At 33.2% G+C, this 26,222-nt stretch carries 23 protein-coding genes and 1 riboswitch; of the genes, 17 read left to right on the forward strand and 6 right to left on the reverse strand.

The window, feature by feature from the left end; all coding sequences use genetic code 11:
• Positions 1–79: 79 nt before the first annotated feature.
• The 4 genes from H600_RS0109240 to H600_RS0109255 all read right to left on the reverse strand — a co-directional run bounded on the left by H600_RS0109240 (position 80) and on the right by H600_RS0109255 (position 2,315).
• Positions 80–448 (reverse strand): helix-turn-helix domain-containing protein, encoded by a 369-nt coding sequence (locus H600_RS0109240; RefSeq protein ID WP_026728518.1) that lies wholly within the window; start codon positions 446–448, stop codon positions 80–82.
• Between the two features lies 1 nt (position 449).
• Positions 450–746, reverse strand: a complete 297-nt coding sequence (locus H600_RS0109245; RefSeq protein ID WP_026728519.1) for a type II toxin-antitoxin system HigB family toxin — start codon at positions 744–746, stop codon at positions 450–452.
• 139 nt (positions 747–885) lie between these two features.
• Positions 886–1,500: a deoxynucleoside kinase gene (locus H600_RS0109250; protein WP_026728520.1), complete on the reverse strand. Its 615-nt coding sequence runs from the start codon at positions 1,498–1,500 to the stop codon at positions 886–888.
• On the reverse strand, positions 1,500–2,315 hold the full coding sequence (locus H600_RS0109255) for a hypothetical protein (protein ID WP_026728521.1): 816 nt from the start codon (positions 2,313–2,315) through the stop codon (positions 1,500–1,502). The genes H600_RS0109250 and H600_RS0109255 overlap by 1 nt, the downstream gene beginning before the upstream one ends.
• A 232-nt stretch (positions 2,316–2,547) precedes the next feature.
• On the opposite strand from H600_RS0109255, the gene H600_RS0109260 reads away from it, so the two are divergent.
• The 4 genes from H600_RS0109260 to H600_RS0109275 all read left to right on the forward strand — a co-directional run bounded on the left by H600_RS0109260 (position 2,548) and on the right by H600_RS0109275 (position 10,133).
• Positions 2,548–3,462, forward strand: coding sequence for a GLPGLI family protein (locus H600_RS0109260; protein WP_026728522.1), 915 nt, complete (start codon positions 2,548–2,550; stop codon positions 3,460–3,462).
• A 30-nt stretch (positions 3,463–3,492) separates the two neighbouring features.
• A complete protein-coding gene (locus tag H600_RS0109265; RefSeq protein WP_026728523.1) occupies positions 3,493–6,180 on the forward strand; it encodes a carboxypeptidase-like regulatory domain-containing protein in 2,688 nt (895 codons plus the stop codon).
• A gap of 91 nt (positions 6,181–6,271) precedes the next feature.
• Entirely contained in the window at positions 6,272–8,521 is a 2,250-nt protein-coding gene (locus tag H600_RS0109270) for a hypothetical protein (protein ID WP_026728524.1), read from the forward strand.
• Positions 8,522–8,666: 145 nt separating this feature from the next.
• Positions 8,667–10,133: a M28 family peptidase gene (locus H600_RS0109275; protein ID WP_026728525.1), complete on the forward strand. Its 1,467-nt coding sequence runs from the start codon at positions 8,667–8,669 to the stop codon at positions 10,131–10,133.
• 71 nt (positions 10,134–10,204) lie between these two features.
• Here the strand turns inward: H600_RS0109275 and metK are convergent, their stop codons facing one another.
• Positions 10,205–11,455: a methionine adenosyltransferase gene (gene metK / locus H600_RS0109280; RefSeq protein WP_026728526.1), complete on the reverse strand. Its 1,251-nt coding sequence runs from the start codon at positions 11,453–11,455 to the stop codon at positions 10,205–10,207.
• Between the two features lie 776 nt (positions 11,456–12,231).
• Here metK and H600_RS22865 point away from each other — a divergent pair.
• The 11 genes from H600_RS22865 to H600_RS0109340 all read left to right on the forward strand — a co-directional run bounded on the left by H600_RS22865 (position 12,232) and on the right by H600_RS0109340 (position 23,301).
• Entirely contained in the window at positions 12,232–12,411 is a 180-nt protein-coding gene (locus H600_RS22865) for a hypothetical protein (protein WP_157509894.1), read from the forward strand.
• Between the two features lie 79 nt (positions 12,412–12,490).
• Positions 12,491–13,795, forward strand: coding sequence for an O-acetylhomoserine aminocarboxypropyltransferase/cysteine synthase family protein (locus tag H600_RS0109295; RefSeq protein WP_026728529.1), 1,305 nt, complete (start codon positions 12,491–12,493; stop codon positions 13,793–13,795).
• 235 nt (positions 13,796–14,030) lie between these two features.
• Positions 14,031–15,119 carry a homoserine dehydrogenase family protein gene (locus H600_RS0109300; protein ID WP_026728530.1) on the forward strand — a complete coding sequence of 363 codons (1,089 nt, stop codon included), beginning with the start codon at positions 14,031–14,033 and terminating at the stop codon, positions 15,117–15,119.
• 561 nt (positions 15,120–15,680) lie between these two features.
• Positions 15,681–15,881, forward strand: coding sequence for a hypothetical protein (locus H600_RS0109305; RefSeq protein ID WP_026728531.1), 201 nt, complete (start codon positions 15,681–15,683; stop codon positions 15,879–15,881).
• 279 nt (positions 15,882–16,160) lie between these two features.
• A riboswitch (SAM riboswitch) is annotated at positions 16,161–16,269 on the forward strand.
• 80 nt (positions 16,270–16,349) lie between these two features.
• Positions 16,350–17,333, forward strand: coding sequence for an alpha/beta fold hydrolase (locus H600_RS0109310; protein WP_245176548.1), 984 nt, complete (start codon positions 16,350–16,352; stop codon positions 17,331–17,333).
• A gap of 1 nt (position 17,334) precedes the next feature.
• A complete protein-coding gene (gene thrA / locus H600_RS0109315) occupies positions 17,335–19,749 on the forward strand; it encodes a bifunctional aspartate kinase/homoserine dehydrogenase I (protein WP_026728533.1) in 2,415 nt (804 codons plus the stop codon).
• 80 nt (positions 19,750–19,829) lie between these two features.
• Positions 19,830–20,255: an OsmC family protein gene (locus tag H600_RS0109320; RefSeq protein ID WP_026728534.1), complete on the forward strand. Its 426-nt coding sequence runs from the start codon at positions 19,830–19,832 to the stop codon at positions 20,253–20,255.
• Positions 20,256–20,407: 152 nt separating this feature from the next.
• On the forward strand, positions 20,408–21,580 hold the full coding sequence (locus H600_RS0109325) for a trans-sulfuration enzyme family protein (protein ID WP_026728535.1): 1,173 nt from the start codon (positions 20,408–20,410) through the stop codon (positions 21,578–21,580).
• A gap of 89 nt (positions 21,581–21,669) precedes the next feature.
• Positions 21,670–22,182 carry a hypothetical protein gene (locus H600_RS0109330; protein ID WP_035108526.1) on the forward strand — a complete coding sequence of 171 codons (513 nt, stop codon included), beginning with the start codon at positions 21,670–21,672 and terminating at the stop codon, positions 22,180–22,182.
• 75 nt (positions 22,183–22,257) lie between these two features.
• Positions 22,258–22,758, forward strand: coding sequence for an RDD family protein (locus H600_RS0109335; RefSeq protein ID WP_026728537.1), 501 nt, complete (start codon positions 22,258–22,260; stop codon positions 22,756–22,758).
• A gap of 132 nt (positions 22,759–22,890) precedes the next feature.
• On the forward strand, positions 22,891–23,301 hold the full coding sequence (locus H600_RS0109340) for an RrF2 family transcriptional regulator (protein ID WP_026728538.1): 411 nt from the start codon (positions 22,891–22,893) through the stop codon (positions 23,299–23,301).
• A gap of 67 nt (positions 23,302–23,368) precedes the next feature.
• Here the strand turns inward: H600_RS0109340 and H600_RS0109345 are convergent, their stop codons facing one another.
• Positions 23,369–24,151: a sulfite exporter TauE/SafE family protein gene (locus tag H600_RS0109345; protein ID WP_026728539.1), complete on the reverse strand. Its 783-nt coding sequence runs from the start codon at positions 24,149–24,151 to the stop codon at positions 23,369–23,371.
• A 307-nt stretch (positions 24,152–24,458) separates the two neighbouring features.
• Between H600_RS0109345 and H600_RS0109350 the strand changes: the two genes are divergently transcribed.
• Both H600_RS0109350 and H600_RS0109355 read left to right on the forward strand, forming a co-directional pair.
• Positions 24,459–25,361 carry a sulfite exporter TauE/SafE family protein gene (locus tag H600_RS0109350; protein ID WP_026728540.1) on the forward strand — a complete coding sequence of 301 codons (903 nt, stop codon included), beginning with the start codon at positions 24,459–24,461 and terminating at the stop codon, positions 25,359–25,361.
• Positions 25,362–25,388: 27 nt separating this feature from the next.
• Positions 25,389–26,099 carry a phosphoadenylyl-sulfate reductase gene (locus H600_RS0109355; RefSeq protein ID WP_026728541.1) on the forward strand — a complete coding sequence of 237 codons (711 nt, stop codon included), beginning with the start codon at positions 25,389–25,391 and terminating at the stop codon, positions 26,097–26,099.
• Positions 26,100–26,222 lie beyond the last annotated feature (123 nt).

Below are 26,222 nucleotides of genomic sequence, written 5' to 3' on the forward strand. Positions count from 1 at the left end.
GATAGCTTTGTCAAAGTTTTAAACTTTGACAAAGCTTCTTAAAACAGAAAATGCCTCTAGATAATTTTAGAGGCATTTTTTATTGATTTAAAGCATATTCTTTAATCAAAGTTGAAGCTGGAATATGAAGGGTTTCGGTTAAAATTCTTATTTGTTTTATCGTTAAAGCTCTTTTGCGATTAAACAATTCAGAGACTCTTGAGCGACTTTTTAGAATAATTCCTAAATCGGCATCGCTTAATCCATTTTGTTCCATCATGAATTTGATTGCTTCAATGGGATCAGGCTCAGGAATTGGATAATGTATTTGTTCGTACTTTTCTATAAGTGTTACCAGAATATCTAGCTCATCTCCTTCGGGAGTATCAGGTTTGGCATCAAAAATAAGATTAACTCTTTCCAATGCAAAACTATAGTCGTGCTCTGTTTTTATTGGCTTTATATTCATATTATAAATTTTTAATATCTTTTAAATTGTCATATTCATTATGTGTTCCGATAAAAAGAATATACACAATTTGGGTATCGTAGTTAATTTTTACAATTAGACGATAATGATTTCCACAAATATTGAAGACTACTTTATTATTGCCGACAAAGTCTGCGGTTCCAAAAGATGATTTTATAACATTAGAATTTAAAAAATCATTTTTGTCAAAAATTTGATACCAAGCTAATAATTGCTGTTTAGAATTTGGATATCGTTCCCAAAAATTTTGCAACGTTCTCTTTGCTATTATTCTCATAATTAGTTACGCAAATATATTTATTTTTTCCCAATTTGGGAAATTATTTAAAATAAAGCAAATGTAGGAAAATGAAATCAAAAAAAAATGCCTCCAAAATTATTTAGAGGCATTTTTTTATTTTGTAAAAATTCGTGTTCTAAAACAACCCATTCAATTCAGCATCAATTCTATTAATGATGTTTCCTAAATCTTCTGGATTGTCAACAAAGTTAATGTTGTCAACATCAATAATTAATAGTTTTCCTTTTGAATAAGTTTGAATCCAAGCTTCGTATCTTTCGTTCAAACGGCTTAAATAATCAATCGAAATTGAGTTTTCGTACTCTCGTCCGCGTTTGTGAATTTGACCTACTAGATTAGGAATAGAACTTCTCAAATAAATCAATAAATCTGGCGCTTTTACCAAAGATTCCATTAATTCGAACAAAGAAGTGTAGTTTTCAAAATCACGGCTCGTCATTAAGCCCATAGCATATAAATTGGGAGCAAAAATATGTGCATCTTCATAAATCGTTCTGTCCTGAATGATTTTTTTGCCACTTTCACGAATTTGCTGCACCTGACGGAAACGGCTGTTCAAGAAGTAAATTTGCAAATTGAACGACCAGCGCTCCATTTGGTGATAAAAATCGTCTAGATATGGATTGTCAACCACATCTTCGTAATGAGGCTCCCATTTAAAATGTTTGGCTAATAATTTAGTCAAGGTAGTTTTTCCTGCGCCTATATTTCCTGCTATTGCTATGTGCATTACGGTGTTACGATTTTATAATTTACAATTTCTTTAGCTGTAAAAATAGATAAAATTTGGTCTTTGTAATAGAAATTGTCAAACGATTTTTGTAAAATTTCAATTTCAGAAATTACTTCGGTTTTCTCTTTGCTAATGTCTCTTAAATACAAGTGATTACCTTTGCTGAAAATGTATTTTTGTGCATCAATTATTTCCATTTTATCAAAATCTTGCACATTTCCGAGGCTGGTGATTTTTCCAAAAAGATCACATGAAAACCAGTTGTTTTTTTTATCAATCCAATAAAAAGTATTGAAATCGGTGTGGTAATATTTAATAGGTTCTGTAAAGGGAATCGAAATTGTTTTATATTCATTTTTCAAATAATCAAACAATCCAATTTGTTGATTCAATGCATTATAAATCCATAATTGATTTTGAGTTGACATTCCAATCGCGCTTACAACAATTGGTATAGTATTCAACGTAAAATTGATTTCAGTAATTTTGTTTAGCTGATTGTCCAGCAAAACAACTGTATTGAAATCTTCATAATACAAAACCATTTTCAGCGGATTTTGCAAGTCGGTTCTTGTAATGCTTCCTAATGAGACATTTTTGTATTCAAAAACCTCTTTTCCTTTTATTTTACTGAAAACATTGTTGTTTATTTGATAAATAAAACCAAAAGAATCGTAGCCTAAAAATGTATCAGCATTAAGAACTGTTTGAGAAATTGAAACCGGATTTATTTTTAAATTTTGTGCCAAAAGAATAGACGGAAAGCCGGCAATTAAAATAAAAAATAGAAATGTAAGTGCCTTTTTGGTCATGATTTTTTTGGTTTCTGTAGAGCCAAATTACAAAAAACTGTATTATTGAGGACTAAAAAAGTTCGTTTTTACTGATTTTACAATTTAAACCTTTTTAAAACGTAATAGTCTAAAAAATAGTACATTTTGTCTATACCTTATTAGAACTCATATATTATTTTTTTAGTATTTTAAAATAAATAATACATTTGAGTGTAAGTTTATCGGATTTGCCGATTTAAATAAAATGAAAATGAAAAAAGTGTTTTTTTATATGTCTTTACTGCTTGTTTTCTCTCAAATGCAGGCGCAGAAAGATTTTCAGGGAATGGCCGTTTATGAGTCAAAAACCCAAGCTCCAAAAATGGATGGAATGCGTGCCAATAGAGATATTACACCTGAAATGCAAAAAAACATGGAGGAGCGAATGAAAAAAATGCTTGAAAAAACCTTTATTTTAAATTTTGACAAATCGGCTTCTATTTATAAAGAAGAAGAAAAACTAGAAACTCCAGGACAACAAGGAGGAGGAATGCGCATCATGATGAATTCCTTCATGGGCGGTGGAGGCACTTTTTATAAAAATGTAAAAAGCAAATCGTATACAGTTGATAAAGAATTTATGGGAAAAGAATTTCTAGTGGTAGATTCTTTGCCAAAATTAAATTGGAAAATGGAATCTGAAACCAAACAAATTGGAGGTTATACGTGTTACAAAGCAACAGCCGTAAAAGAAGCCAGCAAAACCGATTTTAGAAATTTCAGACCAAAAAATGCTGATGATAAAAAGCCTGAAGAGAAAAAAGATGATGCAAAGAAAACTTCGGGCGAAACGAAAACGAACTTTCAGGATAACTTCGAAATTCCAAAAGAAATTATTATAACAGCATGGTATTCTCCGGAAATTCCAGTGAACCAAGGGCCAGAAAATTATTGGGGTCTTCCGGGTTTGATTTTGGAAGTAAATGATGGAAGAACCACTATTTTATGTTCGAAAATTGTTTTGAATGCCAAAGATAAAGTCGAAATAAAAGCGCCTACAAAAGGAAAAGTGGTTTCTCAGAAAGATTATGATCAAACCGTAATCAAAAAAATGGAAGAATTCAGAGAAATGAACCGTGGCCGTGAAGGTGGTCCTGGTGGCGGTCCAGTAATGATTAGACGCTAATTTTTGAATATCATCTTTTAGATTTTCTCCATGAAAAATGTATTTCTTTTCGTCATTTTTTTAATGACCTCGATAACTTTTGCTCAAACGGTTCGTTTTGATGGAATTATTCAAGACGAGCAAAAAAATCCGTTGGAAATGGCCAACATTATGGCGGTTAATAACGGAACTAAAGCAATGGATTCTTATGGCATTACAAATGATAAAGGTAAGTTTCAGCTGACTTTAAAGCCAAATACTTCATATACAGTTAAAATAAGTTATCTGGGAATGAAATCTAAAGAAATTTCGGTTTCAACCAATACAGAAAATATTGTTCAGAATATTGTAATGGATGGTGCGGGAATTGAACTTGAAGGTGTTGAAATCGTGCGTGAAATGCCAGTTTCTATAAAAGGCGACACAATTGTCTATAACGCCGATTCGTTTAAATCGGGTACAGAAAAAAAACTGGAGGATGTTTTGAAAAAATTGCCAGGCGTTGAGGTAAATGCTGATGGTGAAATCGAAGTGGAAGGAAAAAAAGTCAGCAAATTAATGGTTGAAGGAAAAGATTTTTTTGACGGAGACACTAAACTCGGTGTTAAAAATATTCCCGCTGATGCGATTGACAAAGTTCAGGTTTTAAGAAATTATAATGAGGTAAGTCAATTAAAAGGTCTTGAAAACGATCAGGATAATGTGGCTATGAATATTAAACTGAAATCGGGAAAAAAGAACTTTTGGTTTGGAGATGTTACGGCAGGAATTGGCGTTGCAGAGCTCGACAGTCGTTATATTATTAATCCGAAATTGTTTTATTACAGTCCGAAATACAGTATTAATTTAATTACCAATTTTAATAATATTGGCGAATTGCCTCTTACGGCGCAGGATTATTTCAAATTTACGGGAGGTTTCAAAAATATGATGAAAAAGGGCGGAAGCAATTTTAATGTTTCGTCAAATGATTTGGGAATTTCAATTTTAAGAAACAATCGTGCTAAGGAAATCGAAACCAAATTTGGCGCAACGAATTTTTCGTATAATCCAACAAAAGCTTGGAATATTAGCGGTTTCGGAATTCTTTCGGTTTCAAAAACAGATTTAGAAACCAAATCGCAAACTACAATTTTAGATTCTGGAGATCAACAGAAACGTGATGAAATGACGCATCAAAAAAATAATTTGGGACTTTTTAAATTGAGTTCGAGTTATAAGCCAAACGATAAATTTCAGTTTGATTACGACATTTTGACCAAGTTGTCAAAACAAAATGAAGATACAGATTTACTTCGTGAATCGGTTGTGAGTAATGTTTCATCGTTGGAAACCATTTTAACACAGAAAAAACAAGATCCAACATCGGTAAACCAAAACTTAAGTTTGTATTACACGCAAAGCGACAAAAACATTTTTGCTTTTGAGGCACAGCATTTATATCAAGAAGAGAATCCGTTTTATAATGCCAATCTTCGTTCGCAACCTTTTGATTTGGCGGGATATATTTCAGGACAAAATAGAAATGATTTGAATCAGGATCGTTTTGTGAAAACAAATAAGGTAGATGCAAAACTCGATTACTATTATATGGTAACGCCAAAAAGCAATTTCAATGTTACTTTAGGAAATACGTATTCGTACCAAAATTTCAATTCGCATATTTTCCAGATGTTGGATAACGGAAATAAAAACGACTTGAATGCAGCAGAAAACAACAATGATGTTGATTACAGATTTAATGATGCTTTTTTAGGATTCCATTATAAAATCTTGACAGGGAAATTTACTTTGACGCCGGGACTAAGCATACATTCATACAATATGACAAATGCGCAATTAGGAACAGATTATTCTCAAAGTTTTACGAAAGTGTTGCCTGATTTCTTCGCATTATATCAAATCAAAAAATCAGAAACGCTGACATATAATTTCTCTTTGTCAAATGATTTTACAGATATCAATCAGCTTGCGGCGGGTTATGTTTTGTCTGATTACAGCAGTTTGTTTAGAGGAAATCGTTTGTTGGAAAATGCAACTTCACAAGTGCATTCGCTTCGTTATTTTAAATACAATATGTTCAATTTTGAAAATATTTTTGCCAACGCGACCTACACTAAAAAAGTTGATGCCATTAAAACGAAAGCTAATTTTGACGGAATTAATCAATCTTCGATTCCTTATAATTCCAATTTAGCCGATGAAACTTTAAGCGGAATGGGAAGTTACGGACGTTCTTTCTTGAAAAATTACAAAGCATCGGCAACAGCAAGTTTGAATTGGTCAAAATTCAATAATATTCAGAACAATGTTTTGGCAACAACTGAAAGTTTTGTGCAGAGTTATACGGTAAAAGCAGCTACAAATTATAAAAACTTACCCAATTTAGAAATTGGTTATAATGCGCTGATCAATCAATATAGCGGTTCAACGTATTATACTGATAAACCTTTTGCAAGATTGGATTATTATTTCTGGAACAGTTTTTCATTTGTTTCCGAGTATGAATTTTATCATTACTATAATGGAAGCAAAACGGTGGATAACGAGTATGATTTTTTAAGCGCTAGTTTGGTTTATCAAAAAAAGGACAGCAAATGGGAATACAAAGTCTCGGCGACAAACATATTAAATACAACTTATTTGAATGATGACAGCTTCTCGCAGTTTTCTACACGAGTTTCGCAATACACTGTTCAACCACGTTACATCATCTTTTCAATGAAATATAATTTGTAGTATTTTGATTTCAAAATTTTAATTTTTAGGTATTTTTTTCATTTTAATCAAATATCTTTACGCTTCATTATTAGCACATAAAATAATAGTCATGCGTAATTTTATTTGGAGCTTATTGTTCTTGTTTTCTGGAATGCTTGTTTCTTTTTCTCAAACCAAAGGAATTGAAAAAGGAACTTATTTATCAACAAATAAAGGCGGAAAAATCAAGCTGAATTTGCTGGATAATAATAAATATGAACTGGTTTTTTATTCAGGAAACTATGAAATAAAAGGCGATTCCTTAATTTTTATTCAAAATGAAAAATCTGAAAGTAATTTTGAACTTGCTTATGTAATTGATAAAAAGGCAAAAAAAATAAAAATTAAGTTTTCTGATTCATCTTACTATTCCATTTATATAGGTACACAAAAAGGTTCTGAAGATGTTGTTTACCAAAGGTTTTCTGATATCAAAACAAAATTAGATCCAAATTGGGAAAAAGCAGATTTAGAATTTGAAATTGAAAAAACAGATTACTTATACTTGGTTTATGAAGATTATGACGGAAAAAGCAATGTTTGTAAATATGCACTGCCAAAAGATGTTTCTGAGGTAAGCATCAATTATGAGTATGGAGCTGTTGGTGATTTGAAAATTGGTGGCTATTTTGACAGAAAAACAAATGAATTAAAGATTTCTGAGCCTGCAGGCAAAAATCCGTTAGTATTTGTAAATGAAAAAAATCCGCAGCCAGAAAAAGTAAAGAAAGTAATTCCAATCGAAAACCAAACAATTTCAAATTGGACTTATCCAGGAAAAGAAACTGTTTTATCAACAGAGGATTATGGTTCAGAGGCAATTCCGGTTGATAGCGCTGCCGTAGTAGATTATGCAGTTGCACCTCCTGCCGTTCCTGCTCAATACGATTTTAAACTAAAAATCGAAAACAATCTAAAAAATGCATTAGCAGCAACAAAAGAAGGAAAACTTAAATTTTTAATGTTTTATGCCAACAGCAAAGATAAAGCTGCAAAAGAGAATTTTGATGCCTTTGTAAAAGATCAAGAAACGCAGGCTGCTTATAATATGTATGACTCATATAATCCAATTTATGATGTATACAATTATTATTTAGCTGGTGCAGATGATAAAAAATGGCTGAAAACTAATAAAATCACAGATGATCCGAGCATATTAGTTTTAAACAGCGATGGTGATATTTTGGCAAAAGCAAAATCTGACTTATCAGACAAGAGTTATCAGTTTAGCTATTATGGTGATTTATATAAAAAATTACAGCGCGCAAATACTTTTGTATACATTAATAAGGTATTCAAAAATAAAAAAGCAACGGATGCAGATTTGATCAGAGCTTTTAATAGAGCTGCAGTTTTAGAAATTTCATACGATTATGATTCAGATTCTGGAACTGAAGTTGCCAACTCTACAGAATTTGTATTAACCAAAATTTCATCAGATAAAAAAGAGGTTGCACAAACTTGGAAAAACTTGATAGAAGCGCATCAAAAAGATACAAAACCAGATATGTATTTGGTAGAAACAATTACAAGAGAAATCAAAAATCAAGGTTTTACGAAACAGCTTTTTAATGAAGAACGAGTTTTGAATGATACCGATTTTCTTGCGATAGATTACCTTTTGAAACATTCCGATAAAATTGAAGAGAGTCGTGCGGATTTCAATAATAAAGAAGGAGAAGTACACAATTTAGGAAATGTAATTTCTGAAATTTCTTCGGCCCTTCAATCTAATACTTATATTGCTCAAGAGAAATCTTCTTCAGATATAAATAAGGAGAAGAATATTTCAATTTATAAGAAGATAATTGCTCTAGGAAAAGGAAATTTTGAATCGTACAGCAATTATTTCCAATATTTAAACAATGCAGAAGATGCAACAAAATCTAATATCGATTTCTTAAAAGAGTTCAGTACCTATTTTGATTCTAATTTAACTTCATCAAGTCCAATTGAAAAATTGGATACAATGTTTTCTGCTTTAGATTCTTCTTCGCCATATTCATATGACGGATGGAATTCGTTTAAAGAGTATCATTCTAATCTTTGTAATAATGCGGCATGGTCAGTAGTACTGCAGCCACAAAATTCAAACTTTTTAAAAGAAGCTATTAAATGGTCTGAATACAGTTCAGTTGTAACTAAGAACAATCCTTATTACTTGGATACTTTGGCACAATTATATTATAAAGACGGCCAGAAACAAAAGGCAATTGAAACACAAAGTTTGGCAGTTAAATATATAAATGCTGTGACGGAACCAGAAACAGCAACTGATATTAAAGAAACTTTGACAAAAATGCAAAACGGAACTTACTAATATTTAGTAGTTATGAAAAATGCAAGGTTGTCTGTCTAGACAGCCTTTTTTGTTTGAAATTTGCTGTTAAAGCCTGTTTTTGATGTTAAAAAAACAAAGATTTTGCTGTGAAATGATTAAGTTTGGATTAATAAAATTAAAACACATGAAAAACAAAATGATCCTTGGTTTACTTGCCTCCGGTGCAATGACTTTTGCGCAGGCAGTGAAAAAACCATTAGTTGCGGCAATAACTGACAAAGATCTTAAAACTGATATGTATCAAATGGCCGGCGACCACTTTAACGGCCGTGAAGCGGGGACTCTAGACGAATTAAAAGTATCAATGTGGCTGGCTAATAAAGCAAAAGAAGCCGGAATGGAGCCTGCAGGAGATGATGGAACTTATTTCCAATTTTTTGATTTGTACAGACACCAAGTTACGCCAAATACAAAGTTTAAAATTGGACAAAAAGAGTTTAAACTTTGGAAAGATGTTTTAGTGGCAGAAACTACTAATATTAAGGTAGAAGGTTCATTAGTTTATCTAGGCGCAGCAACAAAAGAAGAAATTGAAAAAGCAGATGTTAAGGGAAAAGCAGTAGTTTTATTAGCTTCAAAAGAAGGAATTGCTGATGATATTTCGCTTTTTGACAGGCGTTATCCTGGGTTAGTTAGAAATAAATATTATGACCTCGTGGTTAAAAAAGGAGCAATCGCACTTATTATGGTTGCAGACGAATTGGCTGAGCAAAGTTGGTCACAAGTGGAGCCACAAATGACAAGAGGTATTTACGGGATTGAAGGTTTCCGTGATAAAATAGGATCTACGATGCCAGTTTTCTGGGTTCACGGTGATCAATTAAATTATTTAAAAACGACTAAAGATTTATTGTCTGCTGAAGTTATTTCTGAAACTTACAAATATCCTTCAGTAAACGTCGTAGGTACAATTGCAGGAACTGATCCTAAGCTGAAAAATGAATATGTACTTTTCAGCGGTCACCAAGATCATGATGGTGTGCGTCAAAAATACGGACAGGATTCTATTTATAATGGAGCCGATGATAATGCAAGTACTTGCGTGGCAATGTTGGCAATCGCACGAGCTTATAAGCAACAACCTGGAAAAAGAACATCTTTGTTTGTATTTCACGGTTCAGAGGAACGCGGTTTGTTGGGATCAAGATGGTATGCAGCACATCCTACCGTTCCAGAAAAAGACATTATCGCAGTTTTAAACGGTGATATGATTGGAAGAAACAATGTAAATCAAGCGGCATTATTGGGTTCTAGTTCGCCACATGAAAATTCATCTGATTTGGTTGCCATTGCCAAAAAAGCAAATGACGAAGGTCCAAAATTTGATTTGGATAAACTTTGGGACAGGCCAGAACATCCAGAATATTTTTACTTCCGTTCAGATCATTTGCCATATGCAAGAAGAGGAATCCCTTCAGTTTTTTACACCAGCGTTTTGCACAGTCAATATCATACGCCAATGGATGAATCTGAAAATATTGATTTCGTAAAATTGCATAAAATGACAGAGTGGATTTACAGAACGGGTTGGATTTTGTCTAATGATCCTAATCGCCCTAAAACATTGCCAAATGTGCAATTGGAAAGATAAGTTCATAATAAAATTAAAAACCCGATTTCAATTTGAAATCGGGTTTTTTTATGTTTAAGATTTAGATTGAATTACAATCCAAATGCAGCTTTAACTTGGTCAACAAAATCAAGTTTTTCCCATGTAAACAATTCAACAGTAACAGTTTTTTCGTTTCCACCTGGAGCAGAGAAAGTTTTAGTAACCGTTTCTGGTTTACGTCCCATGTGTCCGTAAGCAGCAGTTTCGCTATAAATTGGGTTTCTTAATTTCAAACGTTGCTCAATAAAGTAAGGACGCATATCAAAGATAGCTTCTACTTTTTTAGCGATTTCACCGTTCGTTAAGTTTACTTTAGAAGTTCCGTAAGTTTCAATGAAAATACCCATTGGTTCAGCAACTCCAATTGCGTAAGAAACCTGAACTAAGATTTCGTCAGCAACACCTGCAGCAACTAAGTTTTTAGCGATATGACGAGTTGCATAAGCAGCACTTCTATCTACTTTACTTGGATCTTTCCCAGAGAATGCACCACCACCGTGAGCACCTTTTCCACCGTACGTATCAACAATGATTTTTCTTCCTGTCAAACCAGTATCTCCGTGAGGTCCTCCAATAACGAATTTCCCTGTTGGGTTGATGTGGTAGTTTATTTTATCGTTGAATAAATGAGCGTGTTTTGGATTTTTAGCTATAATTCTTGGAATCAAGATTTCAACGATATCTTTTTTGATTTTAGCCAACATTGCAGCTTCTTCATCAAAATCATCGTGTTGAGTCGAGATAACAATTGCATCAATACGAGTTGGTTTGTTATCGTCGCTGTATTCTAAAGTTACTTGAGATTTAGCATCTGGACGTAAATACGTGATTTCTTTGTTTTCACGTCTTAAGATTGCTAATTCTTGTAATAATTTATGAGATAAATCTAATGCCAAAGGCATGTAGTTTTCAGTTTCATTTGTAGCGTAACCAAACATCATTCCTTGGTCACCTGCACCTTGCTCTTCTGGCTTAGCTCTGTCAACACCTTGGTTAATATCTGCAGATTGCTCGTGAATTGCTGATAAAATTCCACAAGAATTTGCCTCAAACATATATTCACTTTTAGTATATCCAATTTTACGGATTACCTCACGTGCAATTTGCTGTACATCAAGATAAGTATTCGATTTTACTTCACCTGCTAAAATAACCTGACCAGTTGTAACTAATGTTTCACAAGCTACTTTTGAGTCAGCGTCAAATGCCAAAAAGTTGTCAATTAATGCATCCGAAATTTGATCTGCAACTTTGTCTGGATGCCCTTCACTAACAGATTCTGACGTAAATAAATAAGCCATAATAATGTATTAAATTAAAATTAATCGAGGAAAATAATTGCTAAAAAAGGGCTAAAGGAGAGTTTCTGCTTTAGCATTTTTTACTGCCGAAATTAATCTCTCGGCGCTCATAACGAACCATTTCATTATGAAGAGGTTGCAATCAGTTCAAATTTTTCCTCTGTATTCAGGTGCAAAGGTATAAAACCATTTTGATTTGCAAATTAAAGTTCAACTTTTTTTATTTTTTTAAAGAGAAATTTAACAGTAGCATACTAATCTGATAGGGTAATGGAAAATATTTTTAATTTTGTTTGGCTGATTCAAAAATAGTTCGCAACTTTGCCTCGTTGAAATAAAAGAAAAACAAAAATGAAATTTACAATTTGCAATATGATGTCTTGTATGATGCCGGAATATTCCGCAGAGACACTATTGTGATTTTTTTTTCAGAAAAAATATATATAGAACCTCTGCTGACTGCAGAGGTTTTTTTTTGGGGCAAAAATGAAAATTTATACAAGAAAAAAATAAAACTGATTTTTAATTTGGTGGATAAAAAAATACTTATTACATTTACTCTATCAAATTGGTCGAATTTAAAAAAAGAAAATAATTTTAATTAAAATGAAAACAATAGCAAGAAAAAATACGATGTGTTGTAGCATGATGCAAATGTGCATCCCAACTTGCTGTTGCCAAAAGTGAAAGATAAAATCTTTGTTATAGTTTCAACTATAAGCCCTTTTGGTCGCCATCCGAAAGGGCTTTTTTATTTACCATTTAAAATTAAAATCATGAAAACATTAAATTCCATAGCAGTAGAATATTTATTGAGAAACGATTCTCAAAACAATAATAAATCAGAAGATATCACAAGAGAAGTGAGCAGAATAAATTCAGAGCAATATCTGAGAAATCAAAAATCATTGTTGCTTCAAATGTATGAATTGGAAGAAGGCGACTTTTTTGCTTAAGCCAATTCAAACCAATTATAATTTAAAAAATCAATTACACTATATATAGTATTAACAATATCTAAAAAACTAAGAAATCATGAGTACACAAAAATTTGCAACAAACGCATTACACGCAGGACACGATGTTACTAAAAACGCAGGAACTAGAGCTGTGCCTATTTATCAAACTTCATCATATGTATTTAATAATGCTGATCACGCTGCCAATTTATTTGGTCTTGCCGAAGCGGGATTTATTTACACACGATTAAATAATCCAACAAATGACGTATTGGAACAACGTCTCGCCACCCTTGAAGGTGGCATTGGAGCAGTAGTAACGGCATCAGGAGCATCGGCAATTTCGACAACATTATTAACACTATTAAGAGCCGGGGATCATATCGTTGCTTCAAACAGTTTATACGGCGGAACTTATAATTTATTAAGTGTGACTTTGCCACGATTAGGAATTACCACCACTTTTGTAGACCCTTCAAAACCAGAAAACTTCACCAAAGCTGCAAAAGAAAATACGAGAGCTTTTTTTGTGGAATCATTAGGAAATCCAAAGCTTGATGTTTTGGACTTAAAAGGAATTTCGGCGGAAGCCAAAGCATTCAAAGTGCCGTTTATAGTAGATAATACAGTTGCGACACCTTATTTATTAAACCCAATTAAATATGGTGCCGATATTGTAATTCATTCCTTGACTAAATATATTGCCGGAAACGGAACTTCATTAGGTGGCGTTATCATCGATGCTGGAAATTTTGATTGGGCAAACGGAAAATTCCCTGAATTTACAGAGCCTTCAGCTGGATATCATGGATTAGTATATCACGAAGCGCTTGGAAATGCTGCTTTTATTGCAAAAGCCAGAATCGAAGGTCTGCGTGATTTTGGCTCGGCTTTGAGTCCGTTTAACGCATTCCAGATTATTCAGGGATTAGAAACCTTGCCAATCCGAATTAAAAAACACAGCGAAAATGCTTTGGCCTTGGCTGAATGGCTTGAGAAACAAGATGAGGTGGTTTGGGTAAATTATCCAGGTTTGAAATCAAGCAAATACCACGATTTAGCAAAACAATATTTGCCAGAAGGACAAAGCGGGATTATCACGTTTGGTTTAAAAGGCGGTTTTGATGCTGCAAAAAAAGTAGTTGATGAAACAAAATTATTCTCATTGCTGGCTAATATTGGTGATACAAAGTCATTAATCATACATCCAGCAAGTACTACGCACCAACAATTGTCTGAAGAAGATCAATTGTCAACTGGGGTTTCTAAAGATTTAATCCGACTTTCTGTCGGGATCGAAGATATCGAGGATTTAATTGCCGATTTGCAAGCGGTTTTCGAAAGCGTTACACAAGCGCAATACAGCATCAATAAAAATTAGGTTTTTTTGTTTTTTGTTTGAAAAATTGCCTTTAGCGGTGTGGTGCCGCTAAGGGTGATTTTTTATGAATAAAAATTTCAAAATAAAATTTCACCATATAAGCAATATAAGTTCATTTAGTAGAGACGTACCGCAGTGCGTCTAACTCGAAACATGAGGTTTCTAAATTGTAAACATTTGATATTAAATGAACTTATATTGCTTATATGGTTAAACATTTAAAAAGTGAGAAATTATGTCAAAGCTTAAAATAAATATTATTCTTTTTGGGATTGGAAATATTGGAAGCACTTTAATCAATCAGATTATCGAAAGTCAGGAATTTTTTCTGCAAAGTAAAAACGTCGATTTTCATTTTCCTATTATAACTAACTCAACCGTTGCTTTTTTCGAGAAGGAAGGCGTGGGGTATTCATGGGAAACCAATTTTAGAGAATTGGCGGTGCCTTTTAGAGTAGAGGATATTGTAGAATTTGCAAAAGAAAATGAATTTGAAAATTTGATTGCCGTTGATGCTACAGCCAGCGATGAGTTGATTGGCCATTATAATACGCTGATTGAAAGCGGATTTAATATTGTGGCGGTAAATAAAAAAGCCAATACACTCCCAATCGATCTTTATAAAAAGCTGAGAGAAAATTTAAAAAAATACGACAAAGAGTTCTTGTATGAAACATCGGTTGATACTGGATTTCCAGTTTTGCAAACTTTAAGAGATTTGTATTATTCGGGCGAAAAAATCACAAAAATCAGAGGTGTTTTTTCTGATCATCTGAGTTATATTTTCAATAGATTTTCCGCAGAAGAAAATTCTTTTTCAGCTATTTTGAAAGATGCCAGTCTCCTCGGATTAATGCGTTCTACTTTCAAAGAAGATTTGTCAGGAAATGATACAGCTCGAAAATTATTGATTTTGACTCGCGAAATCGGGAAAGAGTTCGAATTAGCAGATATAAAAATCAATCCTATTATAAGAGAAGAGCATTTAGAGAAAAACGGAATACTAAATAAAGACGCCATTGACAAATCGTATAAAATAGCAAAAATCACGCAGCCCGAAAATCATGTGTTGCGATATGTAGGTGAATTTGATGTTGAGAAAAACACGCTCGAGGTTAAATTGGTTTCAGAACCTATTACATCAGCAATTGGCCAATTGAAAGGATCAGATACCATTTTTGAAATTTATACGCAATCTTATACAAATGTTCCTATTGTCATACAAAGCGCATCACCTACAAAACAGGCAATTTCAAGAGGAATTATTACCGATATTTTGAAAGTTGCCGAAAAAATTAAAAACAAAGAAGCAGTTTGGCTTTAAGTGGTTTTTTAAATAGTAGAAAAAAAGTTCTTTGAAAGATTGAAACAGAAAAAGTTAGTTAATTTTTGTAAGATAAAACTGTTATTTTGTTAAATTGTGATTTTGTAAGATGTTTTTTGACGATAAAAATGTGTTTTTTAACGTTTTTTTAGAAAAAATAAGCTTTTGTAACTTGGAAAATTAAAAAAAAAGTCGCAAATTTGTAAGACAAGTAAGGTTTGTTAAAAACAGGCGCTTAATTGTTAAAAAATAAATGACTATTTCCTTTTAGATCTTAATCAAATCTAAAAGTTATTAAAGAAAAGTAAATGCAAGATTTAATTAAAATAGAATTCAAATCACAGATGAATAAGTCCCTACAGATGAACAAGATGTTTAACGTCGCACGTATTTGTGTATGCGTCTGTTGATACTAAAAGTATATATAAGTTTCTATAAAAACTTAAACCCTTTTGGTATTAAAAATCCAAAAGGGTTTTTTTATTCATTTTGATTAACATAACACAGATTTAAAGAAAAAGTAAAGATTATAAAACGCAAACTAACTTAAACTTAAATATCATGAGCACATTAAACTACTTAAGAAAAAAGATTACAACTTTCAAAAGCATCAAAAATGAAAGAAACAATCCGCCTCCAACAAATGAGTTGATCCACCCAAGTTTCGGAATCACGGAGACAGATAAAAAAGAGGTGAGAAAAGAACCAAATTCTTTATTGTTCTTGATGTATTCAAAAGAGAATGAAACGCTTTTTATCTAAATCGAAAAGCATCATAAAATAGGGTAAAACCCGCTTAATTTTACTGGGCAGTTTGTTCGGTAATTTTTTGCGTATAATAGTTTTTCATAATTAAGAAGAGAGATTGTCATATTTATTAATTGATGTCAATTTTTTTGACTTTATGACTTTTATCCCGAGGCTTCAGGATCGACTTATTCTAAAGGATGTTTAAGAAATGGAGGAATCAGTTTCGATAAAATTTGCTAGTTTAAGAAATAAGTAGTTAATTTGCACCGTTAAGTTCAAAAACGTATTGAAATGTTATAAAGAAAGGAGGAGGGATTAGACCCGATGAATCCTTAGCAACCCTTCGTTAATTCGAAGAAGGTGCTGCATTCTACCACGCCCAAACGTGGAAAGATAACAACAAGAATTTTTCTAGTTTCAAACTCTAGACTTTCTTTCTAATATTTCCACATACAAATCAATTAATAAAAAGATTTGAAATTGGAAAATATACCAAATCCCATCATAATTCAAGATTTCATCACAGAAAGTGGTGCGATATTTTCATCATTACCGTTAAGTTTTACGCTTTCTGGCTTGCCGTTGCATACTGCGCCAATTGTTTTGGTCAATCATGCTTTGACCGGAAATGCGCAAGTAACTGGCGAAAACGGCTGGTGGAATGATTTGATTGGCGACGGAAAAACAATTGACACCAACAAATACACAATTTTAGCCTTTAATGTTCCTGGAAATGGAAATGATTCATTCCTAATCGAAAATTATCAAGATTTTACAACTAGAGATGTTGCGCGCATTTTTATTAAAGGTTTGAGAGCATTGAATATTGAAAAAGTGTTTGCTGTAATTGGGGGTTCTGTTGGCGGCGGAATCGCGTGGGAGATTTTGGCATTGGAACCAAATATTACAGAACATTTAATTCCGATTGCAACCGACTGGAAATCGACGGATTGGATGATTGCAAATTGTTACCTGCAGGAGCAAATTTTGAATAATTCATCCCGACCAATTGAAGACGCCAGAATTCATGCCATGCTCTGTTATCGATCTCCGGAATCATTCAAAGAAAAATTTCAGCGAACCATCAATCAGGATCTTTTGATTTTTAATATCGAAAGTTGGTTGGATCATCACGGGAAAAAATTGCAAAAAAGATTTCAATTGGCTTCTTATAAATTGATGAACCAATTGCTCAAAACCATAGACATTACTCGAAATAGTGAGGATTTTGAAACTTTAATGTCTAAAACGCCGGCATCGATTCATATTATCGGAATCAATTCGGATTTGTTTTTTACGCCAAAAGAAAACCTGGAAACCTATCAAGAATTAAAAAGGTTTAAAGACAATGTTTTTTACAGCGAAATTGATTCGGTTCACGGACATGACGCTTTTTTAATCGAGTACAAACAATTAGATCATTTACTTGCCGATATTTTTAAGGCAGAAACAATAGCAAAATAAAATGAAAGTATTAAAATTTGGAGGCAAATCGTTATCAAACGGAGAAGGACTTAACAAAGTAGTTTCAATCATTTCAGACAAAGTAAATCAAGGTGAACAAATTGCCGTAGTTGTTTCTGCGCGCGGTAATGCAACAGATGAATTAGAAGATATTTTAAGAATTGCCGCTAAAAACGGAAATTATAAGCCATTATTGGAAAGCTTCAAAGTGTATCAAACTTCGGATTATCCGCAAGTTGATTTGTCTGAAGAATTCAGTATTTTGGATAAACTTTTTGAGGGAGTTAGCCTTATTGGTGATTACAGCAGTAAAATTAAAGATCAGATTTTGTCTAAAGGCGAATTGCTTTCGGCTAAATTATTAACTGCGATTTTGATTGAAAAAGGGATTCCTGCAAACTTTGTTGATACAAGAGAATTGCTTAAAACCGATTCGAAATTTGGCGACGCTCAGCCTTTGGAACAACTTTCAAAGAAAAACGTAATCAATTATTTCAAACTTCATAACGGAGAAACGGTGAATATCGTAACAGGCTTCATTGGTTCAAACAACAACAACGACACTACGACTTTAGGAAGAAACGGAAGCAATTATACGGCTTCATTAATTGCGAATTACTTAAATGCCGAAGAACTTCAAAACTTCACGCACGTTGACGGAATTTATACAGCTAATCCTGATTTAGTTGCTGATGCTAAAAAAATCGAATATTTGTCGTTTAATGAAGCAAACGAGTTGGCTAATTTTGGTGCAACGATTCTTCATGCAAAAACAATTATTCCGTTATTGGAAAAAAATATTCCGCTTCGTATTTTAAATACATTCAATCACGAAAATCACGGAACTTTAATCACGTCAAATTCACAAAAAGAAGGAATTAAAACGCTTTCGGTTTTAGAAAATGTTTCGCTTGTAAATCTTGAAGGACGTGGATTATTAGGGAAAGCGGGAGTTGATGCCCGAATTTTCAAAGTAATGGGCGATCACAACATCAGTGTAAGTATTATTTCACAAGGTTCTTCAGAAAGAGGAATTGGATTGGTTGTTGCAAAAGACAAAGCGACGCTTGCAATGGTTGAATTGGAAAAAGAGTTCGAAAACGACTTTTATTCTAAAGATGTAAACCAAATTACGGTAACAGATAATGTATCAGTGATTTCAATTATTGGTCAGGATTTGAGCACTTTCCATAAACCATATACAGCTTTAATCAAAAACAAAATTGTTCCAATTTTATTCAACAACACGGTTACAGGTAAAAACGTGAGTTTGGTTGTTAAAAAAGAAGAATTAAACAAAGCTTTAAACGTAATTCACGGAGAGATTTTTGGAGTTTCTAAAAAAATCAACATTGCAATTTTTGGCCATGGATTAGTGGGAGGAACTTTGATCAATCAAATTTTAGAATCGGCTTCTGCAATTGAAAAACGTAAAGACATTAAGCTGAATGTTTTTGCCATTGCCAATTCTAAAAAACTGCTTTTAAATAAAAATGGAGTAACTTCAAATTGGAAAAATGATATCCAAACAAAAGGAGAAGCTTATACGCTGAATGATATTATTGCTTACGCAAATGAATACCATTTAGAGAATTTAATTGCCATAGATAATACAGCAAGTGCATCATTCGTAGAAAATTATATTCCGCTTGTAGAAAGCAGTTTTGATTTGATTTCTTCAAATAAAGTGGCTAATACATTGACTTATGGTTTTTATAAAGAATTAAGAAAAGCTTTAGCAGAAAATCAAAAGAATTATCTATACGAAACCAATGTTGGAGCAGGTTTACCATTAATTGACACAATCAAATTACTGCATCTTTCAGGAGAAAACATCACAAAAATTAAAGGAGTTTTCTCTGGAACTTTGAGTTATTTATTCAATAATTTTTCTGCAAAAGATGCGCCTTTCAGCGAGATTTTGCAAGAAGCAATTGATAACGGATATACAGAACCAGATCCGCGCGAGGATTTATGCGGAAATGATGTGGGAAGAAAATTATTGATTTTGGCAAGAGAATTAGATTTGCAGAATGAATTTGAAGAAATCTCAATTCAGAATTTAATTCCGGAACATTTAAGAGAAGGAAACGTTTCTGATTTCTTGACGAAATTAAAAGAATTCGATCCAATTTACGAGAAAATAAAAGCCGAACAACAGCCAAATCACGTGTTGAGATACATTGGTGAGCTGTCTGGAGATTTGCAAAATGATAAAGGAAATTTAGAAGTAAAATTAGTTTCAGTACCAAAAGATACTGCATTAGGCGGATTAAAAGGTTCTGATTCTTTCTTCGAAATTTACACAGAATCGTACGGAGATCGTCCAATTGTTATTCAAGGAGCCGGTGCAGGTTCTGCGGTAACAGCAAGAGGGGTTTTCGGCGATATTTTGAGATTGTCTGACAAAGGATAATTGATTTTGAATTTTAGATTTTAGAGTTCAGATTTTAGATTGAAATCTGAAGCCAAACAAAAACAAAAAATAACAACACAATGAAAGTAACTTTAAACAGAGTAAATGACGCATTTCATTTCAAAGTAAAAAATGAGCGCGGACACGTAGTTGACGTTGACAGCAGAGCCGAATTTGGCGGAAGCGATTTAGGTGCAAGTCCAATGGAATTGGTATTAATGGGGGTTGCAGGATGCAGCGCTATTGATATGATTTCAATTTTGAAAAAGCAACGTCAGGAAATCACTTCTTTCAATGCTGAGGTTGAGGGTACACGCGTACAAATCGAGGAAGCAAAACCTTTCAAAGAAATTGATGTGGTTTTCTATTTAGAAGGAGAAATCAACCCAGAAAAAGCTAAAAAAGCGGCACAGCTTTCTTTCGAGAAATATTGTTCAGTTGCCAAAACAGTTGAGCCAACAGCAACAATCAAATACAAGGTAGTTTTAAACAACGAAGCTTTGTAATAATTAGAAAATTAGTCAATTAGAAAATTAGAAAATGCTCAGATTAAGCATAAATGATTGACTTGTTTTAGTTTGGATTTCAGTTTTAAAACTTGAAACTTGAAACTTGAAACCTGAAACAAAAAAAAACAAAAAAACAAAAAAACAACACAATGAATATAGAAGATTTGGGTTTTGAAACACAAGCCATACGAACACATTTAGAAAGAACACAATTCCAGGAGCATTCAACCCCTTTGTATTTATCATCAAGCTTTATATTTGAAGATGCAGAGGATATGAGAGCTTCTTTCACAGAAGAAAAAGTCCGCAATATTTATTCTCGTTTCAGCAATCCAAATACAACAGAATTTGTTGACAAAGTTTGTGCAATGGAAGGTGCCGAAGCCGGTTACGCTTTTGCAACTGGAATGGCGGCGATCTATTCTACATTTGCTGCATTGTTAGAATCAGGAGATCATATTGTTTCTGCTGGAAGTGTTTTTGGGTCAACTCATGCGTTATTCATGACGTATTTCCCAAAATGGAAAATTGAAACTTCTTATTTTGATATCAATCAACCCGAAACAATTGAAAGCTTTATTAAGCCAAATACTAAAATTCTTTATGCTGAAACGCCAACTAATCCGGGTGTAGATGTGATTGATTTAGAATTGTTGGGTCAAATTGCAAAAAAACACAATTTAATTTTAATAATTGACAACTGTTTTGCTACGCCATATATTCAGCAACCTATTAAATATGGAGCGCATGTCGTAGTGCATTCGGCTACAAAATTAATGGATGGTCAAGGTCGTGTTCTGGGAGGAATCGCAGTTGGGGAAGCAGAGTTAATTCGTAAAATTTATTTGTTTTCAAGAAATACAGGGCCAGCAATGTCACCATTTAATGCATGGGTTTTGTCAAAAAGTTTAGAAACTTTGGCTGTTCGTGTCGATAGACATTGTGAAAATGCTTTAAAAGTGGCTGAATTTTTAGAAAGCCACCCAAATGTAAATAATGTGAAATATCCATTCTTGAAATCACATCCAAAATATGAAATTGCCAAAAAACAAATGCTTTTAGGGGGTAACATAATTGCGATTGAAATTAAAGGCGGTCTTGAAGCAGGGCGAAACTTTTTGAACAAAATTAAGTTATGTTCTCTTTCTGCAAATATTGGTGATGTAAAAACAATTGTTACGCATCCAGCATCAACGACACACAGCAAATTGTCTGAAGAAGACCAATTGGCAGTTGGAATCACACAAGGTTTGGTTCGTATTTCCGTTGGTTTAGAAAAGGTAGAAGATGTAATTGCCGATTTGAATCAAGCATTATCATAAAATATAATCATGAAAATGGAAAGGGCTATTTGTTTTAAATAGCCCTTTTTTGTTATCTTGAAATTGCTAAATTAGAAGTTTGCCTAAATATGATAAAGCCAAGATTAATTTTGCTGTCTGATTTGTTTGGAGGCAATCCCGAATGGATTCAATATTACGTCGAAATATTAGAGCCTAAATTTGATGTTCAATTTTATGATGTTTTAAAATTAGCTCAGATCGATTCTTCAAACGAAGAAAAAGAAATCCATAATCAATTTTTAAGCGGGGGAATTGAAAAAGCCGTAGCAAATTTATTGAATTATGAAAAGGGAGATATAGCCATTTTAGGTTTTAGCATTGGAGGAACAATTGCTTGGAAAGCTTCTTTACGAGGGTTGAAAACAATACAATTAGTGGCAGTTTCTTCAACAAGATTGCGTTTCGAGACTGAAGTGCCAAATTGTGAAATGCAACTTTATTTTGGCAGTAATGATTTTAATAAGCCGAATCAGCAATGGTTTTCAAATTTAAAGATGACAAGTCAAATTTTTGAAAATGAGGATCATTGGCTCTATTCGAAGAAGAACAATATTTTGTTGATTTGTAGTAATTTTTTGTAATTCATTCGCCAAAAAGTATATTTTTGTTAATGCCAAAATTAAAATAAATTATTAACCAAATTAACTTAACCAACTATGAGTAACTCTACCTATGTCCTTGACGATAAATTATTAGCTTCAACTGGGCAAAGATTTCTTAATTACATTTTAGACACTGCAGTAGTTTTTGTATTAGTGTTTTGCTTGGGGATTTTTTTAGCTTTACTTGCAACTTTGCTCGGGCTTCCGGGATTACTAAGTTGGCTTGAAAATATAAGCACATTAGAAGATAGATTGCTTTTTATTCTTATTCACATTATTTATTATGTTTTTACAGAAGGCCTTTTTGGGAGATCTGTTGGTAAATTGATTACAGGAACTGTTGTTGTAGATGAGAACGGTTTGAAGCCTACTTTTGATATTATTTTGAAAAGAAGCTTATGTCGTATAATTCCTTTTGATGGTCTTTCATTTTTTGGATCAAGAGGATGGCACGATTCTCTTTCGGATACTTATGTTGTCAATAAAAAGGATCTCGAGGAAGAATTAAAAACATTCCATGAGTTTAATTTAATTGGAACCAGTGAAGTAATCTGATAGGTTAAGTAGAATTTAACTTCTGTTCTTTTATTATTCTCATTTAAAAAGCCTATTTTTGTTGCAGAAAAGAATACGTCGATTTCGATGTATCAAATTCAGAACAAATATTTTGCAATTTAAAATTTAAAGATGCTTTCAAAGAAAACAAAATACGGAATTAAAGCTTTAACTTATTTGGCGAGAAGAGAGAATAATGAACCTGTCCAAATTGCTGAAATTGCAAAAAACGAACATATTTCGATTAAGTTTTTGGAAAGTATTTTGCTGTTGCTAAGAAACTCAGGATTTCTTGGCGCCAAAAAAGGAAAAGGTGGCGGTTATTACTTGATAAAAGACCCGAAAGATATCAGTATGGCGAAAGTCTATCGTATTTTGGAAGGACCTATTGCATTACTGCCTTGTGCAAGTCACAATTTCTACGAAAGATGCGATGACTGCGATGACGAATCCACTTGTGCGGCACGACGCTTAATGACAGAAGTTCGGGATAATACCCTTAAAATATTAGAAAGTAATTCTTTGGCAGATATAGCATTTTAAGAATTAGGAATAGAATTATTTAAAAAGACCATTTTTATAGAAATGGTCTTTTTGTTTCAGTTTATTATTAAAAAATCAATTTATATCCAGCCATAAAAAGCATTACGGCGATCGCATTTCTAAGAAATTGATCGGGCACTTTTCCGCTTAACATGCTTCCACAATATATTCCAGGAAGTGATCCCATTAATAATTGCCCGAGTAAGCCCATATCTAAATTCCCCATTGATGCATGTCCAAGACCTGCAACTAAAGTTAGTGGAACAGCATGCGCAATTTCAGTCCCAACCAAGCGAGGCGTTGGCAAAAGTGGGTATAAGAAAAATAAAGTTACAGTTCCTAATGCTCCAGCTCCAATAGAAGTTAGCGTTACCGTTGCGCCTAACAAAACTCCAATTCCAATTGTAAGCATGTTTTGAGTTGTGCTTTCATTATGAAATTTATCTCCAGCATGTTTTTGTGAAAAAACCAAAATCTTCTGTTTGAATATAATTGCAACTGAAGTAAATAATAGTGCCCAGCCTAAACTATACTTAATAACGCTGTTGATTTTTTCAATGTCAGTTTTAATACTGTTTAGTATCCATAACGTCAATAAAGCAGCAGGAACACTTCCTAAGGTTAGCCAACCGGTAATTTTCCAGTTGATATTTCCTTTTTTGTTGTGAACAAATACTCCTCCAGCTTTGGTAAATGCAGCATAAAGTAAATCGGTTCCAACGGCTTTTGTTGGCGGAATCCCGAAATATAATAAAATAGGAGTCATTAACGAGCCTCCGCCGACACCAGTTAACCCAACAATAAACCCAACAACCAAACCTGCAATTACAAGACCAATCTGAAAATCCATACTAAAAATTTGGCGCTAAAATAATAACAATTTTATAATTATCCTATAGATTTGGTAGAGATTAAATATGTATTTTTACAAATCACAAAATTAAAGTACACTGTTAAAATCTAACGAAGCAGCGTATAATTTGTTAAATAAATTATTTAATCCTTTATTAAATCTCTTTTGTCTTGGTTTGTAGGATGATAGCTTCTGCAAAAAACTAAATATATTGTTTTGATATTTCAAAATATATAGTACATTTGCAAAGTAATCTACTAAGCCGATAGGATAATGGATTTTTAAGAAAAAAAATCTTAGAAATATGGAAAATGAACTTAAATTAAACAATACTGCGATTAAGTCTAATGCTTTGTCAAAGGGAAATTTATGGGTTTTGATACCTATTGTTCTATTAGTGGGTTTGCTGGGTACATTAATTTACAATCATCACGCGGAATTTACATGGGATGGATTTGTGAATGGTTTTAATGCAGAGTTCTTAGTGTTTTTAGCCATTGGAGTTTTCGCTCAGTTGGTCGACGGAACGTTGGGAATGGGATATGGAGCAACTTCTACGTCATTTTTATTAGCTTATGGAGTTCCGCCGGTTGTGAGTAGTACAGCGGTTCACGTTTCAGAAATGTTTACTACCGGAGCATCGGCGCTTTCGCATCATCGTTTCGGAAACATCAATAAAAAACTGGTAAAGCATTTGTTGATTCCGGGGGTTTTAGGTTCAATCACAGGAGCTTATTTATTGTCAGATGTAATTAATGGAGATGTAATTAAGCCGTTTATTGCGGTTTATATGATTGTTTTAGCGGTAATCATTATCAGAAAAGCGTTAAAAAAGAATATTGTAAAAAAGAAAACTAAAAAGTTAGGCGCTTTAGCTGTTTTTGGAGGTTTTATGGATTCCGTTGGCGGTGGAGGCTGGGGGCCAATCGTAACTTCAACTTTATTAGGAAGAGGAAGAAATCCGAGATATACTATTGGTTCAGTAAACGCAGCTGAGTTTGCGATTTCATTTGCAAGCGGTATCACATTTATGCTTTTTGGAGGAATCCACGGCTGGCAGGTAATTATCGGACTGATTTTAGGTGGAGTGGTTTCGGCACCTTTGGCGGCTTATTTAGTGAATAAAATCAAAAGAAAACCAATGATGGTTGCCGTTGGGATTCTAATTATATTATTGAGTTTAAAAACATTATCTAAATTATTGTAAAAGATAATTTTAGAAAGGAAAAGAATTATGAGTGCGAGTATTGTACAAGAATTATTAGAGAAAACTAAAGACCTTTCGCTTGACAAAATCTTAGTTTTTTTAGCAAAAGAATTTCCAGGGAAAGTAATTTTCTCAACATCTTTCGGTCAAGAAGATCAGGTAATTACTGATTTCATTGCAAAAAGTAATACGGATATTAAGGTGTTTACTTTGGATACAGGAAGATTATTTCAGGAAACGTATGATGTTTTTCACAAAACATTAAAAAAATACAAAAGACCGATTGAGGTTTATTTCCCAGAAGCTGCTTCAGTAGAAAATCTTCTGAAAACAAAAGGACCAAACAGCTTTTACGATTCAGTTGAGAATAGAAAAGAATGCTGTTTTATTCGAAAAGTAGTTCCGTTGAGAAAAGCTTTGGCAGGAAATTCGGTTTGGATTACGGGTTTAAGAGCTGAACAATCGGAGAACAGACACGATTTAAGTTTGTTTGAATACGACGGAAACTTCGAAATCATCAAATTCAATCCGTTATTAAAATGGACTTTAGAAGAAGTTGAAACGTATTTGTCAGAAAACAATGTTCCGCAAAATGCATTGCACAAACAAGGTTTCGTAAGTATTGGATGTGCGCCTTGTACCAGAGCAATTTTTCCAGGTGAAGATATCAGAGCCGGAAGATGGTGGTGGGAATCAAGCCATAAAGAATGTGGGCTTCATAGTGCTAAGAAAGAGTAGGTAGAAGAAAGAAGCAAGATGCAAGACTTTCTTTTAGAGAATAGAATATAGATTATAGAATAAAGAGTGGAGATTTTTAGATCAGGCAACTTGAAACCTAAAACTTGAAACTCACAAAATATC

Source organism: Flavobacterium denitrificans DSM 15936, assembly GCF_000425445.1.
Taxonomy (GTDB): domain Bacteria; phylum Bacteroidota; class Bacteroidia; order Flavobacteriales; family Flavobacteriaceae; genus Flavobacterium; species Flavobacterium denitrificans.

Excerpts from the sequence above, each read along its gene's own strand:
- H600_RS0109355 (WP_026728541.1), top strand. The coding sequence starts at position 25,389 with ATGAGTGCGAGTATTGTACAAGAATTATTAGAGAAAACTAAAGACCTT.
- H600_RS0109320 (WP_026728534.1), top strand. The coding sequence starts at position 19,830 with ATGAAAGTAACTTTAAACAGAGTAAATGACGCATTTCATTTCAAAGTA.
- thrA (WP_026728533.1), top strand. The coding sequence starts at position 17,335 with ATGAAAGTATTAAAATTTGGAGGCAAATCGTTATCAAACGGAGAAGGA.
- H600_RS0109300 (WP_026728530.1), top strand. The coding sequence starts at position 14,031 with ATGTCAAAGCTTAAAATAAATATTATTCTTTTTGGGATTGGAAATATT.
- H600_RS0109305 (WP_026728531.1), top strand. The coding sequence starts at position 15,681 with ATGAGCACATTAAACTACTTAAGAAAAAAGATTACAACTTTCAAAAGC.
- H600_RS0109275 (WP_026728525.1), top strand. The coding sequence starts at position 8,667 with ATGAAAAACAAAATGATCCTTGGTTTACTTGCCTCCGGTGCAATGACT.
- H600_RS0109265 (WP_026728523.1), top strand. The coding sequence starts at position 3,493 with ATGAAAAATGTATTTCTTTTCGTCATTTTTTTAATGACCTCGATAACT.
- H600_RS0109240 (WP_026728518.1), bottom strand. The coding sequence starts at position 448 with ATGAATATAAAGCCAATAAAAACAGAGCACGACTATAGTTTTGCATTG.
- H600_RS0109260 (WP_026728522.1), top strand. The coding sequence starts at position 2,548 with ATGAAAAAAGTGTTTTTTTATATGTCTTTACTGCTTGTTTTCTCTCAA.
- H600_RS0109270 (WP_026728524.1), top strand. The coding sequence starts at position 6,272 with ATGCGTAATTTTATTTGGAGCTTATTGTTCTTGTTTTCTGGAATGCTT.
- H600_RS0109340 (WP_026728538.1), top strand. The coding sequence starts at position 22,891 with ATGCTTTCAAAGAAAACAAAATACGGAATTAAAGCTTTAACTTATTTG.
- metK (WP_026728526.1), bottom strand. The coding sequence starts at position 11,455 with ATGGCTTATTTATTTACGTCAGAATCTGTTAGTGAAGGGCATCCAGAC.
- H600_RS0109295 (WP_026728529.1), top strand. The coding sequence starts at position 12,491 with ATGAGTACACAAAAATTTGCAACAAACGCATTACACGCAGGACACGAT.
- H600_RS0109345 (WP_026728539.1), bottom strand. The coding sequence starts at position 24,151 with ATGGATTTTCAGATTGGTCTTGTAATTGCAGGTTTGGTTGTTGGGTTT.
- H600_RS0109350 (WP_026728540.1), top strand. The coding sequence starts at position 24,459 with ATGGAAAATGAACTTAAATTAAACAATACTGCGATTAAGTCTAATGCT.
- H600_RS22865 (WP_157509894.1), top strand. The coding sequence starts at position 12,232 with ATGAAAACATTAAATTCCATAGCAGTAGAATATTTATTGAGAAACGAT.
- H600_RS0109330 (WP_035108526.1), top strand. The coding sequence starts at position 21,670 with ATGATAAAGCCAAGATTAATTTTGCTGTCTGATTTGTTTGGAGGCAAT.
- H600_RS0109255 (WP_026728521.1), bottom strand. The coding sequence starts at position 2,315 with ATGACCAAAAAGGCACTTACATTTCTATTTTTTATTTTAATTGCCGGC.
- H600_RS0109325 (WP_026728535.1), top strand. The coding sequence starts at position 20,408 with ATGAATATAGAAGATTTGGGTTTTGAAACACAAGCCATACGAACACAT.
- H600_RS0109245 (WP_026728519.1), bottom strand. The coding sequence starts at position 746 with ATGAGAATAATAGCAAAGAGAACGTTGCAAAATTTTTGGGAACGATAT.
- H600_RS0109250 (WP_026728520.1), bottom strand. The coding sequence starts at position 1,500 with ATGCACATAGCAATAGCAGGAAATATAGGCGCAGGAAAAACTACCTTG.
- H600_RS0109335 (WP_026728537.1), top strand. The coding sequence starts at position 22,258 with ATGAGTAACTCTACCTATGTCCTTGACGATAAATTATTAGCTTCAACT.